Consider the following 17,430-nt stretch of genomic DNA (forward strand, 5'->3'; position numbering starts at 1 on the left):
AGGCTCAAGAAACAGCCCAATTCTTGGGCAACAGGACTTAACTATTTCCAGCTCAAGTCAAAGGTGGCTGCTACACCTAAGTGGGCAGTCATGTCTGATTCTGACTTGGGCGTTTTCAACGCCTGTTGCTCTAGTCGTTTTTCCTGCAATCGTCGCTGCATTTGTGCTAGAGACAAATCGGGTTTCCACTCTAGATAGCGTCCGACTAATTCTAGTCCTAAAGGCAGACAGCCTACCCACTGGCACAGATCCCTGGCAACTTCTAGTTCCCCTTGCACTCGTTGTGTCCCAATTAGCGACTCAAGTAAAGCTATTGCCGCGTCTGGAGCGAGGACATTTAGCTCTAATCGTTCTGAGGATTTCAGTAATCGTAGCCGTGTGGTGAGCAGTACCCGAAAGCGAGAAGCAGGGGTCGGCAGGTAAGGCTTGAGCTGTGCGTAGTCATTAACATCATCCAGGATGACTACGACATTTCCCTCTTGCCAGTGCTGCCAACACCAGCGCACCCGCTCGCGTAATTCTTTGATGTCTTTAGGGGGATTCAAACCCAAATGAACTTGGGTGAAGTTAACGATCTGAGTGCCTACATCCTGTTCCCGTGCTTGGAGCCAGCAAATGCCACCCTGGTAAGTTTCTCGGTGAGCTAGGGCATATTGAATTGCCAGTTCTGTTTTACCGACTCCTCCCATACCTGCGAGCGCGGAGATTGCTACGCAGTCTGTTCGCTGCAACTTCTGGTGTAAGATTTCCAGTTCCTTTGAACCTCCTACGAAGTTGCTTGCACCTGTGTAGGGAATGTTTTGTGGAATTCCAACTGGTTTAGGAAGTTCAGGCTGATTGATAGTAATGTTCGTGTTGTTCTGAGTGATGTCTCCAGTTAAAAGGTCACCACCCACTTGGACATTCTTAAAAATGCTCTGCTTCACCTGATGGAGATCAGGGTGATTTCTTCTGAAGACACTTCATGAATGCTCATCACTTCATCTATCTATTTCAACAGTAGGTAACAACAACATCTCTTCAATTTCCTGTCGCACTTTAGGAGCCACTTCACAACCGCTATTTAGGCAATCAACCAGTAATTTATTGGCATCGTAATACTGCTTTAGCAATTCTTTTTGGTGTTCGCTAAACTGCCAATCATGACCGATATTGCGATGTTCAATCATCACCGCTCTTAATTGCTCAGTCCAAGCTTGACCGTTAGCGTGCCACCACTGGCAAAGCATATCAAAGCCACCGTCCAAGTTAGGTAGTGGCTCTTTGAGTTGTTGCAATAACAGCTTTAGCTCAGGATCAAAGACAAAGCTACGGTCAAGGATGATATCCAGAGTACAGTCAAGGGTAAAGTCAAGGTCAATACCACGCTCAAGGATAACGTCAAGGACAAGGGCACGGGCAAGGACAGTCTGAGATGTATCGTAAAAAGCATGAGCAAAGGCAATGTCAAGGTCATAGGCATCAGCAAAGGAATGGGCAAGGTCAAGGTCAAGGCTACGGGCAATGTCAAGAGAACGGTCATAAGCATTTGCGTTATTTCGGGCAATGTCAAGAGTAAGGGCGAAGTAAAAGGCGCGGACTGCCATTAGTCGGTATGGAACCTTAACTAAAAGAGATTTATCGTTAACCCAGATAAGAAACTGCTGCAACTTTTCATCAAATGAGGCAACAAGTGTACCAATTTGTTGCCTCATCAACAGCAGTAGACCATCGCTATTCGGTAACATCTCAACCGATAGTAAAAAGACTTCTCGCCAGCGCCTCTCTAGGACGTGGCTGGCTAGATATTCTGAAGCATGAGGAATCCACCTGGCAACAATTTCTTTGGCAGTGAAATACTCTTGAAACGTTAGATGAGAGAAAGAGTAAATTTCCCGCGCTCTTTCTATTAATAACCCATGCTGCACCTCTATCGATTTCAACACAGACTCACTAGCCAGTTGCCTTGAATCTGGGTCAGTCTCTGCATCGGGTAATATGCAGAGATATCCGGCAATCAGTTGCTGAATTTTGCCTTGTTCAAAGAAGTAATCACCTTGCTCAAATGTTATAGCTGCAATCTGGCTTAGTAGCTTCAGTTTGTGTGGCAAAGTCAAATTGCGATAAATCTCATCCCGTTCAATGCCCCTAGCTTCATCCCACCGGGAGGCCAAAATGTTCAGCCCTTGCTCATAAAGTTTAGAGCGATTTGTCGGTAAATCTTGTAGATCATTAAAAACCAAGCAGGTTAAACTGAGCAAGATCGGTGTTATTGATAGTTCTCTAACCCGTTTGTTTTCTGGCTGCTTAAGTTTCTCAATAAATTCAGTAGCCTTAGCTAAACCCTTCTCTTCTAAATTCCTGGCAACTGCCACAAACCACTTTTTTGCAAAGGATTCAATCTGCTCTTGATTGAAGTCGGCAACTTCAACATTAGTAAAGGGCTCAAACCTGTATTTCTGAGCCTGAGTCCGACAGGTAATCGCAAACTGATTTTTGTAATATCGTTCGCAAAGCCAGATAATTTGTTGCTGGATTGCTTTACCCTCTTGTTCTGGAACTTCATCCAATCCATCCAATAAGATTAAAGCTCTACCATGCTTGAGCAAGCTTTCAACATCCGTAGCGGAAACGTCACAAGTTTGCAGAGATTGGCTGATGTAATTCAAGAGGTCGAAATTACCTGAATATATGGCATCGTCAGCATATCTTTTTAACCGGATAAAAATTGGTACACGGTCAGCCTGAAAGTTGCCTTTATTGCACTCAATAGCCAGATGTTTCAAAAAAGTAGTTTTACCACCCCCTGGTTTGCCCAGCACCATTAGTTTAGGATTAGTGTTTGCTGCCTCCAGCCCTGGTACTCGCGCCTGAAGTACCAAGCCTAAGTAAAAGCGGTCAAAGTCATCAGCGCTGGGGTCGAAGTCTTGCAGCCGATCAGAAATTCTAACCCATCGCTGGCTAGGAATTTTATTCAGCATATTGACATCGACATAAAGGTTATCCAGAGCAACCGGATGTGAGACATCCAATAGCTGCATGGTGCCGCACTCATACTGGATTTTATCGCGGTAGAGTGATCGCACTTGCTCAACTAGAGCATCAATGGAAAGACTAATCTGGGGTGACTCGGCTGGTTTGGGTGCGTCACTCTGATTCACAATCTGAGTGATGCTGCCAATGTAGATGTCCCGACCTGCTTGCAAGTCGCTGGCAGCAGTCTGTTCGGCTTTTTTGGGGTCAGGGCGATCGTTCACGCAATTAATCTTGGATTCCTTATTTACTTACTTTATTCCTGAAAATGACCTGTGCCTCTGGACAGCCGACAAAACGCCAGTGCCAAGGATCATAACGGGAGCATCCCAGTTGGGCAGAAACACTCTTATCGCGAGTAAACCATTGAGGTAAGCACAACGATTTGAAAGCACCTGATTTACACTCTCTGCGTTCCACGCTCGCCCGCCTCGATTTTAATCCTTGCTCCAATCTGCTCGCATTGCCGACTCGACTGCTCCTGAACCAATTGAACATAGTTGCTCAGCTTGGTAATAACTGTAGTTGACTTTGCGTTCTCTATGTTTTTCCAGGTAGGCACAGAAGTTGCGAGCTTGTTTGCCTCGGCAACCACGCTCACAAAGCCGAGGCTTCAAGCACCTGACAAAGCCACAATAGAACTCAGCCTTTCTAAGTCTCTTTAATGAGCCACCAACTTTGTAGAGATTTTCTTTGAGATGATACCCGTCCAAGATTTCCCAGCGCTGTTGGTCTGTGCTAAACTCCTGGATTAAATTCCACACTACCTGGTGACCATCTGCCAAGCAGACCAATGGGTTAAGCAATGGTTGGCTGTTGACATAATCAATCAATGATTGATTGTCATCAAAAAAAGCACCATAGTATGTGCTATTTAACCGTATAGCTTTGTAGTCTCTCAAGTAACTCCCAGTTTTTGGCTCTCCCCGGAGTCGGACTTTACCCCCATCCACACTAATTTCTGAGATTCCTTGCTTCGCGGAGGGTAATGGCAACTCTTGTCGAAGAACAAGTCTTTGTTGGGTCGAGTGACCGACAATCATCCCTGTCAATGCTTCAACTTCGGCTTCTGCATTCTGGTATGACTCATTGGCACTCAGGCGCAGACAACATTTTTCTAGCAGAGGACTCAACTGGGAATGTGACCTCAATCCTAATTTCTCTGCTTGCTTTGCTTTCAATCTCAGGGCTCCCACACAACTTGTTACTTGAAGGGTCTTCCCTGCCTTGATTCCTGTTGCTTGTTCGATAAAAAAAGGGCTATTTGTGGACTGACATATTCTAACATCTGAGTCCGCACAGTTTTTTCAAGGCTTTCTAGGTCGCTGAGTTCACTCTGGTTCGTCTCTTAATATAGCAAGGCAGCGAGTTCTGCAGACAGGCTTTTAGACGTTCTTGTTTCTCAGGGGTCATGGTTGGTGCGGATGGCTTCGTTCTTCCCCTACATTCTCCCAAGAATTGGTAGATCTGCCAAAGTGGGATGCTCCCCTCATAACTGACTCCTTGAACGTTATTTTCAGGAAACGACAACTCAAATCCAAATTCTTTAGCGTGCAGGTTCAACCACTTAAACGTATCTGTTGCAGCAAAGTTGTACGTAATATCCTGTTTGAGAAAATGACCGTCGGCTAGGTCAATATTTTAACTATTTCCTCCAGCGCAGCAAAGAATTGATCGTCAAAAGACCATCAAAGAAACTCAGTCCTAATGCAAGTAGTTGTTCGCGAGGGATTAAACGACGGTAGTACCACTCGTGAATAGATTCTTTATCTGTAAGTTTGTTTACCAATTCTTGTTGCTCCCCATCCCCACGCTATGTATCAAGTTGCTTTTTTACCCCCGCAGTTTGGCAAAGTCGTTCCCTGGTTAATGCTGAATCGTGAGGGACTCGATATTCTCATTCACCCTGAAACAGGCGAGGATGTGGCAGACCACACAAAACATTCTTTGTGGTTGGGAGAAAAACTAGAGCTGAATGTAAAAGTCCTGCGACCTAGGACAGTCAATGCAAGCTTCTGAGCTCACGCTCCGTAAAAAGTAGCAGTTCATTTATCATCACCGTGAACTCAGATACCCGCGTTCTGGTTGCCCGCACCCGCTCGATTTGGATCGGTGCAATATCGCAAGTGGGTGGCGGAATTTGCGTTCGCGGGTCAATATTCTCTGGTAGGTTAGAAGGGGTAGCATCAACAAAACTATCCGGATCTAATCGATCAAGTTTCGGAATACAGAATATTAGGGCTTTTAGAATCAAGGCATAGAAGTCGTCAAAAGTATATTGAGTGCAGTTTTCCAACCTTTTGTCAGTTCGCCAGATACGCAAAAAAAATATGAGCGATCGCCTAAGCCCCGAACAAGTTTTGCAAAGCATTCTCCAGAATGTTCAAGTAGGTGGCAACTTAACAACAGGGGACATTAACCAGATTTTGAACTTGCTGGTTATTGTTAAACAGCCCGACTCCTTCAAGCCAACTGGAATACCCCACAATCTTCCTCGCAGTGGCACAATCAAGTTTGTGGGACGTGCCGAAGCACTTGAAAACTTACACCAGATGGTGCAGCACCATAACCAAGTGGTGATTGCTGCTATAGAAGGTATGGGGGGAGTCGGCAAGACGGAACTGGCAACGCAGTATGCTCTACTTCATTTGCTATTGCTCACCTATCCAGGCGGTATCTGTTGGTTAAGGGCGAGGGATGAAGATGTTGGCATTCAGATAGTGCGGTTTGCTCAAGCCAAATTGGGGCTAAACCCACCGGAAGATTGGGACTTACCGAGCCAAGTTGATTTCTGCTGGTCGCGCTGGCATGAAGGAAACGTGCTGGTGGTGCTAGATGATGTCAACGATTACCCAAAGGTGGAGCCATACCTGCCACCTCAACCCTCCCGGTTTAAGGTGCTAATCACGACGCGGTTACAGTTGGATCTTCCCCAGTCATTCACACTAGATGTGTTAGATGAGTCAGCCGCGTTGGAACTTTTACGGGAGTGGATTGGAGAAGAAAAGATTAGCCATGAATTAGCAAATGCCAAAGAACTGTGTCAAAGGCTGGGCTATTTGCCACTGGCGCTAAACTTGGTAGGGCGGTATGTGAAGAAGCGGAAGATTTCTCTAGCAGAAATGCTGCGGCGATTGGAAAAAAAGGGACTCAAGCACGAATCATTGGAGCGGGAAAAGAATGACCCCGCATGGACGCTAAATGTTAGGCGAGGAGTTGCTGCTGCTTTTGAATTGAGTTGGGAGGAGTTGAGTGAAGAGGCTAAGCAGTTAGGCTGTTTGCTGAGTTTATTTGCCTTGGCTCCTATTCCTTGGGATTTGGTGGAAAGCGTAGAGACAGGGCAAGACGCTGAAGATTTGGAGGATGCCAGAGTTGAGTTGGAGAGTCTGCATCTACTTCAGGGTGAGGATACCTACCGTTTGCATCAATTAATTCGGGAATTTTTCCGGGAGAAGCTCGAACACTCTGATCGAGCAGATGAGCTGAAGCGAGAATTTGCAGGAACAATGTCAGTAGAGGCAACGCAAGTCCCTCAGCAGAATGAATTAACTCGTGAGCAAATTGTTTCCCTCAGCTCTGTCATACCTCATCTGGCAGAAGTAGCTAACCATCTGACTGCCTATCTCAGCGATGAGGATTCAGCAAAGCCTTTTATCGGCTTAGGCTGGTTCTATGAAGGTCAAGGATTTTATGACAAAGCAGTACCCTGGTTTGAGAAGTGCCTAGCTGTTACTCAAGCCCGTTTCGGATCTGAGCATCTTGCAGTAGTAGAAAGCTTTACTAATCTGGCATGGCTCTACACATCTCAAGGTCACTACAGTAAAGCAGAACCTCTGTTAGTACAGGCTTTGGAACTCACAAAGAGGCTTTTAGGAGAGGAGCACGCCCAAGTAACTATTAGCCTCAATAATCTGGCGTTGCTTTATAAATCACAAGGTCGCTATAGTGAAGCTGAATCCTTGTACATACAAGCCTTGAACCTATACAAACGCCAACTTGGAGATGAGCATCATATGGCACAAAGCCTCAATAACTTGGCTGTGCTTTATCACTCTCAAGGTCGCCATAGCGAAGCCGAACCGTTGTACTTACAAGCATTAGAGCTGTACAACCTTCACTTTGGAGAGGAGCATCGTGATGTGGCACGATGCCTTAATAATCTAGCCAATGTCTATAGTGAACAAGGTCGCTCTAAAGAAGCAGAGCTGTTGTTTATGCAAGCCTTGGAACTTAGACAACGCCTTTTGGGAGAGGAGCATCCTGATGTGGCAAACAGTCTCTACAGTCTGGCAGTCATGTACTCATCTCAGGAGCGCTACCGTGAGGCACAGCCTTTGTATGTGCAAACATTGGCGATTTGTGAACAGCGGTTCGGCTCGAATCATCCTCTTACAGTCAGGGTTCAGAAACGTTTTGCAAGATTCTTGAGGGATGTGAGCGCAGAAGGATGTGCTGATTTAGAAGCGTTGCCAAATAATCCAACGATTCAGGCTATCCTTGCCGAAGTTCAAGCAAGCTTTGAGCAATCTGAATAAAGTAGATATGATGCCTGCTCCACAAGAGAGTTGCCTCCCCTTCAAATTCAAAACGCGATCGCTCTTATCTTTGCCTTGTGACTTTTCTCAACTTCTCTTCCGCTACATACTTCTGGGCTGAGAGCTTTTTGGGATGGGTAACTTATGGGGTCGCCATTTCGTTGAACACTATTCCAGAATAGAGGCATGAAATGTCCCAGATAGGCTGCAATGTGAATCTGGGTGACTTGACTCAGGAGGGCTAAATTGACGAGCGATCGTCCTGAAGAGATCCCCAAAGACCTACAGCAAGAGCTTTTCAAGAATGTTCAAGTTTAGGGAAATTTAACGACTGGGGATATCACCCAGATTGCTAGTCAGTTTGTCCTCAATCTCGATAAGTCTCCCACACCCACAGGTATTCCTCAAAATCTCCCCCGCAGCAGCATTTCTAACTTTGTCGGACGGGAAGAAGCGATCGCAACACTACACCAGCAGTTGCAGTACAGCGATCGAGTTGCGATTTCTGCGATCGCTGGTAGGGGTGGAGTGGGGAAAACAGAACTAGCGCTGCAATATTCTTACCTCCATTGGCAGCAACAGACTTATCCCGGTGGGGTTTGCTGGTTGCAGGCACACAATTTGAATTTGGGGACTCAGATTGTCGCGTTTGCCAGAGTGCATTTGCAGTTGCACCCCCCACAGGATTTAGATTTGCCTTCTCAGGTAGCATTCTGCTGGCGGCATTGGTTGCCGGAGGAGGTGCTGCTAGTGCTAGATGATGTTACCGACTATCAGGAGGTGAAACCCTATCTGCCTCCTGTAGAGCCACGCTTTAAAGTATTGATGACAACACGGGTTTAGTTAGGTGCGCCGATTGTGCGGTTAGACTTGGATGTACTCACCAAAGATGTGGCGCTTTCTTTATTGAAGTCGCTGATTGGGGATGAGCGGGTAGAATGGGAAATTAGCTCAAATCTAAAAGCTGTGTAATACTTGAAGAGCGCTTACTGGTTATAAACGAGAGCTTGTGATGATATCTAGCTTTGCCACTCAACCAGATATAACAATCAACTTGCTACTTGGAGGAGGAATAGACTCAGCAGCTTTAATAGCTTATTACCTCTTGCGAGGAGCAATTGTTAGAGGAATTCACTTCAACTACGGTCAGCCTAGCATTGAGGGCGAGCGTCGCTCTATTTTAGCTTTATCTCAACATTACGGGATTTATGTAACAACAGTTGATCTAGGCTTTTCGATGACTAATACTCAAGGAGAATATCCTTGCAGGAACGCAACAATGCTGTTGACGGCTGCCAGTATATTCTCTGCAAAAGGGGGAATATTTTCTATAGGCATTCATTCGGGGACACCTTACTACGATTGCTCTCAACTATTTATGGTGGATACCCAACGATTATTCGAGGGATATTTCAGCGGTACGATTCAAGTCGAAGCTCCGTTTCTAGAGTTTACAAAAAAAGATATATTTGAGTTTTGTCATTTAAACCAAGTTCCTATAGAAATCACATTCAGTTGTGAACGTCGAGGTGATTATCCATGTGGAAAATGTCCATCTTGTAAGGATAGGAGAATGTTAGATGAAGGTTACGGAAATCTGCCAATTGCGAAATATTTCGATAATTGATATTAGTACACCTATTCTCGTTCCTTCATTTTCAAGTCGAGGATTTCCAGAAGTAAGAGATATTTACAATTCGATGCGCGATTTTATTGTCGATGTTTCTCTCGTTAGTGCTTATGACCTATACTACGATTTCATAGATAGAGACATATATTATTCCGATCTAATTTTTATCGATAGTGGAGGTTACGAAACTCAACTCCTTAAATCGACTGCTAGCCTAGATGACGTATATGCAGCTAGGGATAGCTGTTTTGCTCGGCCCTGGAATTCTGACTTACATCAGTCTGTACTAGACAGATTAGAACCTAATTCTCAATTTGTCTTTATCAGTTATGATTCCCAGGAAAATTCACAACCTATTCTTTGTCAGATAGAATCATCGCTAGCTTTGTTTCAGGAATACCCAGATGTAGCTTCAGAATTTCTTTGCAAGCCCGAACAAGAATCTAATTTCATAAATATAGGTAATTTAATTGGTTATCTAGATAATATAGCACAATTTTCGATACTAGGATTAACAGAGAAAGAACTAGGAAAATCTATTCTTGAGAGATGTCAAAACCTTTTAAGATTACGCTCGGAGTTTGAAAAAAGCGGATTTCAGATACCTATTCATATACTAGGCTGCTTAGACCCGGTATTGAGCATTGCATATTTTTTATGTGGAGCAGATATATTTGACGGACTTGCATGGCTTCGATATGTGTTTTATGATGGGTTAGCACTGTATCCATCAACAGCAAATATTATTACGGAAAAATGGAATTACTCAGAACAGGAATTGGCTAAGTTTTACGGTATTCAAAATATTCATATGCTTAACCGTTTAACCAGAGCAATGATAAAATTCTGTAAAACAAGACGAATTGAGGAATTTTTAGAATGGAACAGAGTGATGCCATCGGTGCTTAATTTAGTTAGAAATGCTGGACTTGAAATTTGAGGATAATTATGGGTGGTAGTGGCGGATCGGGTTGGTCTTCTAGTAATTTATCAGGAATAGATAAATTAGTCCAGCAAGCTAATGAGCAGACTAATGCTTTATCCTATACCTCAGAAGTTAACAGCTTACTTCAAGATGCACTCCAGAGATACAACGATAGAGATACAGATGCCATCAACAAACATATTGAAGACCTCAAGGAAGCCATTGAGAAAGAGCTTGAGGAAGAATCTGTTAATCTGAATTTTGGTGGCTCAGTTCGCAGACATACATTCATTGATGGTTTAAGCGATGTCGATATATTAGTATTAATCAACCAAACTTCCCTTCAAGGAAAGACGCCAAAAGAAGTTTTGGAATACTTTGCAGGACAAATTAAACAACAGCTTCCCAATACCGAAGTCTTCCCTCCAGGTAAGCTAGCTGTGACAGTTCGCTATTCTGATGGGTGTGAGGTTCAACTTTTGCCAGCCATCAAGACAGCCACAGGTTTCAAGATAGCTAGCTCTATAGATGAAAATCAGTGGAGCAATGTAGTACGTCCTGAAGCTTTTGCTAGAAAGCTTACTGCTGTCAACAAAGCTTGCTCTGGAAAAGTTGTTCCTGTCATAAAACTGTTCAAAGCAGCAGTCAAAGAAGTTTTCCCGACAAACTTAAAAATATCTGGATATCATGCTGAATCACTTGCTATTGAGGCATTTGAAAGATATGAAGGACGTAAAACATATAAGGATATGCTAAATCATCTTTGCCGTACTGCTAGCGATAGAGTTAAAGTACCTATTAAGGATAGAACTGGGCAATCAATACACGTAGATGACTACCTGGGTTCAGAAAACAGTAAGGAAAGGAATAGAGTTTCCTCTTGCCTGGGAAGATTAGCTACGCGGCTAGAGAAAGCGGACAGGCTTCAATCATTAGAGGAGTGGCAGAAGCTATTGGGGAGCGAGTAGGGCTTGTATAGTTAGCCTGGTAATCCATATTTCCCCACAGCATAAGCTGTTACGCATTTAAAAGACGATAATATGGTGCGTCAGTACAGAAGTGTTTCCCTTGTAAGCGTAAGTGTTCACTCCTGACGCACCCTACAAGCCTCGTTAGTGGTTTAAATGCGTAACAGCTTACTACCAAACAGATACAAACTTTATGAGCCAGTATGCAATTAAAGGTCAACGAATCCACATTGCCGGAAGTGCAACCAAGGATACATCGCCGAACTTACTCAAATATGCACATGAGTTGATCTTTGAGTTAGTCAAGAAACTCGCAACAGAAGGAGCCACATTCATAATTGGTGTTGGGAATGAACCTCTTTCGGAACCTAACACTCCAGCCTCATTGCCTATTATCTTCGACTGGACTGCATTAACTGCTGTCCGTGAGTGCCTTCAAGCTGGAATAGCACAAGCTTCTGGCTCACAAGGGCGGCTAATTGCCACCGTAGCAACTAGCAAAATAGAAGACAAAATTCCCGACACTCGACGGGAGTTGTGGGAGTTTCTCCTTGCAGCCGAGGCAATTGAGATAGAGTTCCTCAAACCAGGCTGGTCATCAGGTGCATTACGTCGCCAACGAGAGGTGGCCAAGGGGGATATTCTGATAATCCTAAGTGGAGGGGAAGGAGTTGAACACCTTGCCGAGGAGTACATAGCAAGGGCAAAGCCAGTTATTCCTCTAGACCTAAGAATTGGTTCGCGTTGCAATGATGGCAGTGGGGGAGCATCACGCTTGGCAGGTGAAGCACTGACTCAACCCGATCGCTTTGCCCGTATTCTCGACCCAACTGCTGCGGGAAACCTCTTTTCCCGATTGACAACCCGTCAGGGTCGAAGACCAGTTATAGAAGTAGTGGAAGCTGTGGTGCGACTTATCCATGCCCTTGAACCATCTTCTGGCGGCGATCATCCTCAATCGCAAAGCATTCTCAGCAATGTAAAAGTCGGTGGCAGCATGACTGTAGGTAGCATTAATCAATACTACGGCTTTGGGACAGCGCTTCAACCCGCTCAACCTACTCCGACACCTCCCCTGAAGCGTACCATCTTGTTTCTAGCATCCAGCCCCATCAACGCAGCCAGACTGCGCCTGGATGTGGAAATGCGGGAAATTGATAATGGATTGCGACTGGCACAGCAGCGCGATCGCTTTGTCATTGAGCAACGGTGGGCAGTGCGTACAGATGACTTGCGTCGCGCCCTGCTAGATTTAAACCCAGAGATTGTCCACTTTTGCGGACATGGGGCAGGAGCAGGAGGCTTGGTGCTGGAAAATGACGCAGGACAGGCAAAGCTGGCTTCTACCGAGGCTTTGGCAAGACTATTTAAGCTTTTTACGAATCCGGTTCGGTGCGTGGTACTCAATGCCTGTTATTCAAAGGTGCAGGCAGATGTCATTTGCCAACATATCGACTATGTAGTAGGCATGAGCGATGCCGTCAGCGATGCAGCAGCGATTAAGTTTGCCGTAGGCTTCTACGATGCTTTGGTGCGGGAACGGTCGTATGAAGACGCCTTCGACTTTGGCTGCAACGCGATTGAGTTGGAGAACCTACCGGAAGAATTGACCCCTGTATTAAAAAAAAAGCCGGGTTAGAGCCAGCGAAATCAGTTGAGGCACTGATGCAGAAAGTGCGATCGCACTTGCCGTATTGGGAGCCTTCAGCTTCAGCGCCTGAATCAGTTCCTTAGCTGTTATCTCCACTGGGTTACTCCACTCAGGTCTCTCCGCAGCGTACTTTTCCTTAGTCTGTTTAATTGTCTTGGTTAGGAACAAAATTGCGCTCCCGGTGGCGGTCAGTGTTTCCATGACTCCACGTTGAAATCGGTTCTCACTCAGTTTTATCTCAACCATTACACAATTGATGGTTGTAATACCACTGCAACTGTTGAACAGTAGTGCTTCCAGTGGTCTTCTGAGCAATTGTTCCAAAAACATCTCTCCACAAATACTCACGACATTCTCTCAAATGATGATTATCTTTGAGTAGGTAGGGTTTTATGCCAATCAGCTAAATTAGAAGAACAAAAATATGGTAGAGCCGTTGTCCATTGTCGCTGGAGCAGTTGCCACGCTGATAGTGCCCAAAGTCCTAGAGAAAGTCGGCGAAAAGATAGGCGAAGCCGCGTGGGAAAAAAGTGGGCAAGCCATCCAGACAGTGCGGGAGACAGTCCAATCCAAGTTACAAGTAGCAGGTACAGGCGGGTTGTTGACACGAGTAGAAGCCAATCCGACTGAGGCTAATATGCAAGTGCTTCAAGCCGAACTGGTGAGCCAGATGGATACAGACAAAGAATTTGCTGCCCAGTTACAAGAACTCGTTAGCCAGATCCAATCCCAATCTCCCGCAGTGCAAGTGATTCTAGATAGGCTAGAGGTAAGAGGCCAGCTAGAGGTAGGAAAAATAACACAAATCAAAGAAGGAAAGAGTTCTGACAAGCAGTTGATAGGCAGAAACTGGCAAGTTGGGGGCGATGCCAAAGTCGGTGACATAACCCAGGAAAACCGAGATGACAAGTAAGGTGCCGACAGCATTCTCTGGGTGGAAGGACCCACCGAGGAGCAGTGCTTTCCGCTCATATTGTCCAAGCTAACTCCAAAACTATCGACAGGAACCAAAATTGTCAGCATCAAAAATACGGGGGATTTATTGGGAAAGAAAGCTCACTTTGCTGATGTTATGTTTGACTTATACCCCACATTCCGCACCCTGAACTGTCACACTACGAATTTTCGGAGTTTGGCTAAATTGAACTGGCGATCACAAGTCTAATTTTCCACTTGTGTGTATAAAAAATGACCATTTGGATTCACAAAATTCCGCAAAAACCGATTGTGACAGTGGAGGGTGTGGAAAGTGGGTACAAATCATCCGCGCCGCACCCAATCAAGGCATAGATTGCGTCGTTTGATCTGAGGAGGCTCGCATTACTTGGAGGCTCACGCCGCCTTGATAAGTAGCCCAACAAAGGTTGTTGCAAGCAGCCACTACCTTCACAGTAGGTCGAACGATCGATTTTGTCGTTTCAATTCTACCTAGATAATCAGGAAAACAAATTCAATGGCAAAAAAAGCAAAAAAGCTCTGGCTTTCTTCTTCTCCCAAACAGTCTAAACCTACAGTGCCTGATACTGAGAAACAATTAATCGAACAAAAATGTAATGAGTTAATTCAAACAGAATTTAAGCCCAAATATATCGACTCTCCACCCACAGACCATGATTTCAACTATCGAACGGATATCTTTGGCAAGTGGTATCGCAACTATTTTTACTTCTGCTCAACTTATAATTGTCCGAGTCCGAGGGCGATTTCCCCGTCTTTTGAGTCTCGCTCCGCCCGCCTAGAATATGTTGGGCCAGATTGTTTTAATGTGGCCTACATGAGACATATGGGACAATGGTGGGAAATTCTGCACGGTTTGTCTTTAGAAGAATGTTTATCGGAAATTAGAAACAATCCCCTGTTACATCCTTAATTGTTGCTATAATTGGCAATCGTTCTTTTAATTATCGAATTGGCTCTCCTGACGGAGTATTTTGCATTTCCCGATGTCAAGGCGGTGCTGAATGATTTGTACGAGATGGAACCCAAAACTTTGAGTGATGTTGAGGTCAATGTTCTCTGCTTGCGCTACTTCCCCGAAATCAAATAACCCGTCTTGTGCTGGTAAGATTTGTTAGGCAACTTGATGCCATCTTCTGGGTCGTGGATGCTGGCGCGTAATTGGCGAGAATCTGGATTGGATTTGTCAAGTTTGACGATCGCTAGTCCAGTTTCGTTTGAAGAGGATGATACTGGGCTGGTGGAGTTGGCGAAGTCTCCTGAAGATGAGGATAAATACCCATTTGTGCGTCCCAGTAGGGCTCCGGTGGACTAGATGGACAGATTGAGGAGAGCGATCGCACAATGGGAGAATATGGATTTCGACGAGCGAATTCAGGCTGACCCTACATATAGATAGGATCTAGGCGTAGGGAATGCAGAGCAGAAGGGTTAGGCGTTTGGTTCGATGGGGTGGCGGTAGCTGCCCTTTAAAAAGACGATTGCACTCAAAAATTGTGCTGCAAAATTGGGCAAGATATCACTCTCCTGTTTGCCACCCGTCTAAAGCTGCTAGCAAGATATTAATTAACGGATGATCTACTAACTCTTTTATTGCTTCAACTCCTCCTGATTTTAGCGCACCCAATACCCGTTGTTTCAAAGTTGGATCGTCTTCAATCTGCTTAATCGCTTCTGTGACGACTACCATTTTTTCAGATTGAGTGTTGGTGGGATAAGTTTGCTCCAATTGTTGTAGTAACTGCTTAATATCTGCTGCGGCTTTAGCTAGATTTTGTTTGGTGGCGTAGTTATGCTGTGTACCTATTTGAGTGCCGTGGTTTGTCCCGATATTACTGCCTGATACTGTGGCATCTGGCAGGTTGTATTGATTGTTTTCTTGCACAGGGTTACTCTCCGATATTGATGTAACTTCATTATTAAGGATAACTTGATGAGACTGGCTAGCTAATAATTTAACAATTTCGTGCATATCTGAATAGTTTTTACGCTGATATTCGTATAATTCTTTATATTTCTCTACCTCTTTAAGCGCTAATTCATAATTTTGCGTAAATTCACTATGAATTTTTTCCTTATTAGTATCGGGAGGAACGCTGACTCTGACGACAACCACGCCATCGCCTTTGTTTTCAATACTCTGGATAGCAAGTTCAGTGCCTTCATTTTCTACTTCCACTTTTTTGAAGGCTGCGACAAAGGCTTTCCAGTCAATTCCTTTATTAAAAATTAGGTCAATGGTATTTAAAACCTCTTCAAACAGCTTGGTAAATTCTCCCGGTTTAAATTCACCACTGCTGGGACGGCGTTCGCGGTCATCGGTTGTTCGTTTGGGCTGTTCTAGGAGATAAACAAATCGACAATCGACATTATCTAATTTAGTGCTATTTTCAATATTCCACGCTTCTACACAAGCGCCTGTCATTTGAGCGTTGGTAAAGTCAGTGCCAATTGCCTGAGTGAGAGTCAGGTTTGTCCACTCTAAATTGGCTCCTTGGAAAGTGGCTTCAACGATATCTGCTTCTTTGAGATTAGCATAGCTGAGATTGGCTTCTATTAAGTCTGCACCTCTGAGATTGGTTCTAACTAGCTTAGTGGGCTGGTGTTCAACTTGGTCTAGGTAAGCTTTTTTTAAACTAGCTTGATTGAGATTCGCGTCGGTAAAATCAGCACCTCTAATATCTGCTTGTTCTAGGTATGCACCTTTAAGATTCATCCGAATAAAGGATTTATTTCTGCCTTCTCGATTAATAAGTAAATCTTGAACGGCTGGGTTAGCCAATATAGAATCGCCGACTCTAGCGCGGTCAAGTTTTTTGGCGTGAAACCAGTTAGTACGGATGAGAGTAGCACCTATGAAATTGGTACTTTTAAGCGTTGCTTGCGTGAAATCGGCATCGGTTAAATCAGCACCACGAAAACTTGTGCCACCTGTAGCAGCGAAGATAACAGCAATCGTGCGAACAAAGGCGTATTTCTCATCTCCAGCTAAGGCACGCCAAGCTATGTAAATACCCCCTACCACCATTACCGCTGCCACTGGTGTTGCCACTGCTGCTGCGGCTGTCACTACCCCTACCCCTGTCAGTGTCGCTACCGCTGTCACTACCCCTACCCCTGTCAGTGTCGCTGCCACTAACATTGCCGCTAACTCAGTCACTGCCGCTGCCGTTGCAACTATCGCCGCCACTGCCACTATCGCCGCCACTGCCGCTGCCACTATTATTGGCGTTTGGATTATAATTGACGCTGGCGTACCCCTTGGTACTATCGTTGCCAATGCTATTGCCACTAACGCTGTCATCGGCACTGTCATTGCCCATAACACTACCACTGCCCTCAGACCTTTGCCAATAGTGACCATAAAGAAAGCTGCAAGCACTATTAATATCAACCAACCAGGAATAATCGTGTAGTCTTCAATAGAAGAAGGAGTGAAGAAAATTCCTACCAAAAAACTAGCCAAGACTGAAAGTAATCCCGATAGTACCGATAGAATTAATGAAATTATTAGCAGAACAATTACCCAGAGAGGTTGCAGTCCCGCTTTGGCATGGCTGAAGTTTGCACCTTTTAAAACGGCATTGGTAAAATCCGCACTTCGGATATCTGCGTGGGAGAAGTTCGCACCCGTGAGGTCTTGGCCTTTGAAATTGCGTCCTCGGAGATTTTTTTTATGGGAGAAATCTTTAGACATCGTTGATAGCGGAAGAGTGGCTTGCATCTTTATACAAGCAGACTTAGGAATAATC

General features: G+C 44.8%; 16 protein-coding genes and 2 pseudogenes. 12 read left to right on the forward strand and 6 right to left on the reverse strand.

The features are described 5' to 3' along the window. Positions 1-41 precede the first annotated feature (41 nt). The 4 genes and pseudogenes from QT994_RS10590 to QT994_RS10605 form a co-directional block, all read right to left on the reverse strand. Positions 42-896 carry an NB-ARC domain-containing protein gene (locus QT994_RS10590; protein ID WP_333174202.1) on the reverse strand — a complete coding sequence of 285 codons (855 nt, stop codon included), beginning with the start codon at positions 894-896 and terminating at the stop codon, positions 42-44. An 84-nt stretch (positions 897-980) separates the two neighbouring features. After that, a complete protein-coding gene (locus QT994_RS10595) occupies positions 981-3,020 on the reverse strand; it encodes an NACHT domain-containing NTPase (RefSeq protein WP_333174205.1) in 2,040 nt (679 codons plus the stop codon). A gap of 342 nt (positions 3,021-3,362) precedes the next feature. Beyond that, positions 3,363-4,425: pseudogene (locus tag QT994_RS10600) on the reverse strand (ISKra4 family transposase); the annotation flags it as partial. An 87-nt stretch (positions 4,426-4,512) separates the two neighbouring features. Beyond that, positions 4,513-4,650 (reverse strand): annotated as a pseudogene (locus QT994_RS10605) (D-alanyl-D-alanine carboxypeptidase family protein); the annotation flags it as partial. A 150-nt stretch (positions 4,651-4,800) separates the two neighbouring features. On the opposite strand from QT994_RS10605, the gene QT994_RS10610 reads away from it, so the two are divergent. From QT994_RS10610 to QT994_RS10645, 8 genes are all read left to right on the forward strand, one after another. After that, the gene (locus QT994_RS10610) at positions 4,801-5,031 is read left to right on the forward strand and encodes a DOPA 4,5-dioxygenase family protein (protein WP_333174286.1); all 231 of its coding nucleotides are present in this window, start codon (positions 4,801-4,803) and stop codon (positions 5,029-5,031) included. A gap of 311 nt (positions 5,032-5,342) precedes the next feature. Continuing rightward, positions 5,343-7,547 (forward strand): tetratricopeptide repeat protein, encoded by a 2,205-nt coding sequence (locus tag QT994_RS10615; RefSeq protein ID WP_333174208.1) that lies wholly within the window; start codon positions 5,343-5,345, stop codon positions 7,545-7,547. A 349-nt stretch (positions 7,548-7,896) separates the two neighbouring features. Next, entirely contained in the window at positions 7,897-8,094 is a 198-nt protein-coding gene (locus QT994_RS10620; protein WP_333174289.1) for a hypothetical protein, read from the forward strand. After that, entirely contained in the window at positions 8,025-8,390 is a 366-nt protein-coding gene (locus tag QT994_RS10625; RefSeq protein WP_333174210.1) for an NB-ARC domain-containing protein, read from the forward strand. Before QT994_RS10620 ends, QT994_RS10625 begins: the two co-directional genes overlap by 70 nt. A 169-nt stretch (positions 8,391-8,559) precedes the next feature. Then, positions 8,560-9,174, forward strand: coding sequence for a 7-cyano-7-deazaguanine synthase (locus tag QT994_RS10630; protein ID WP_333174212.1), 615 nt, complete (start codon positions 8,560-8,562; stop codon positions 9,172-9,174). Beyond that, positions 9,128-10,117, forward strand: coding sequence for a hypothetical protein (locus tag QT994_RS10635; protein ID WP_333174214.1), 990 nt, complete (start codon positions 9,128-9,130; stop codon positions 10,115-10,117). Before QT994_RS10630 ends, QT994_RS10635 begins: the two co-directional genes overlap by 47 nt. An 8-nt stretch (positions 10,118-10,125) precedes the next feature. Next, positions 10,126-11,070 carry a CBASS oligonucleotide cyclase gene (locus tag QT994_RS10640; RefSeq protein ID WP_333174216.1) on the forward strand — a complete coding sequence of 315 codons (945 nt, stop codon included), beginning with the start codon at positions 10,126-10,128 and terminating at the stop codon, positions 11,068-11,070. Between the two features lie 193 nt (positions 11,071-11,263). Then, the gene (locus tag QT994_RS10645; RefSeq protein WP_333174218.1) at positions 11,264-12,709 is read left to right on the forward strand and encodes a CHAT domain-containing protein; all 1,446 of its coding nucleotides are present in this window, start codon (positions 11,264-11,266) and stop codon (positions 12,707-12,709) included. Here QT994_RS10645 and QT994_RS10650 read toward each other — a convergent pair. Then, a complete protein-coding gene (locus QT994_RS10650) occupies positions 12,689-13,045 on the reverse strand; it encodes a hypothetical protein (protein WP_333174221.1) in 357 nt (118 codons plus the stop codon). The genes QT994_RS10645 and QT994_RS10650 overlap by 21 nt on opposite strands. A 100-nt stretch (positions 13,046-13,145) precedes the next feature. Here QT994_RS10650 and QT994_RS10655 point away from each other — a divergent pair, with 100 nt between their 5' ends. The 4 genes from QT994_RS10655 to QT994_RS10670 all read left to right on the forward strand — a co-directional run bounded on the left by QT994_RS10655 (position 13,146) and on the right by QT994_RS10670 (position 14,993). Next, entirely contained in the window at positions 13,146-13,634 is a 489-nt protein-coding gene (locus QT994_RS10655) for a hypothetical protein (RefSeq protein ID WP_333174223.1), read from the forward strand. A 540-nt stretch (positions 13,635-14,174) separates the two neighbouring features. Continuing rightward, entirely contained in the window at positions 14,175-14,591 is a 417-nt protein-coding gene (locus QT994_RS10660) for a DUF3024 domain-containing protein (protein WP_333174225.1), read from the forward strand. 12 nt (positions 14,592-14,603) lie between these two features. Next, entirely contained in the window at positions 14,604-14,768 is a 165-nt protein-coding gene (locus QT994_RS10665; RefSeq protein ID WP_333174227.1) for a hypothetical protein, read from the forward strand. A gap of 36 nt (positions 14,769-14,804) precedes the next feature. Then, positions 14,805-14,993 carry a hypothetical protein gene (locus QT994_RS10670; protein ID WP_333174230.1) on the forward strand — a complete coding sequence of 63 codons (189 nt, stop codon included), beginning with the start codon at positions 14,805-14,807 and terminating at the stop codon, positions 14,991-14,993. Positions 14,994-15,197: 204 nt separating this feature from the next. Here QT994_RS10670 and QT994_RS10675 read toward each other — a convergent pair whose 3' ends face one another. After that, positions 15,198-17,402: a pentapeptide repeat-containing protein gene (locus QT994_RS10675; RefSeq protein WP_333174233.1), complete on the reverse strand. Its 2,205-nt coding sequence runs from the start codon at positions 17,400-17,402 to the stop codon at positions 15,198-15,200. Positions 17,403-17,430: the final 28 nt, after the last annotated feature.

This window comes from Microcoleus sp. S13_B4, from assembly GCF_036700885.1.
In the GTDB taxonomy this organism is placed as follows: Bacteria; Cyanobacteriota; Cyanobacteriia; order Cyanobacteriales; family Microcoleaceae; genus Microcoleus.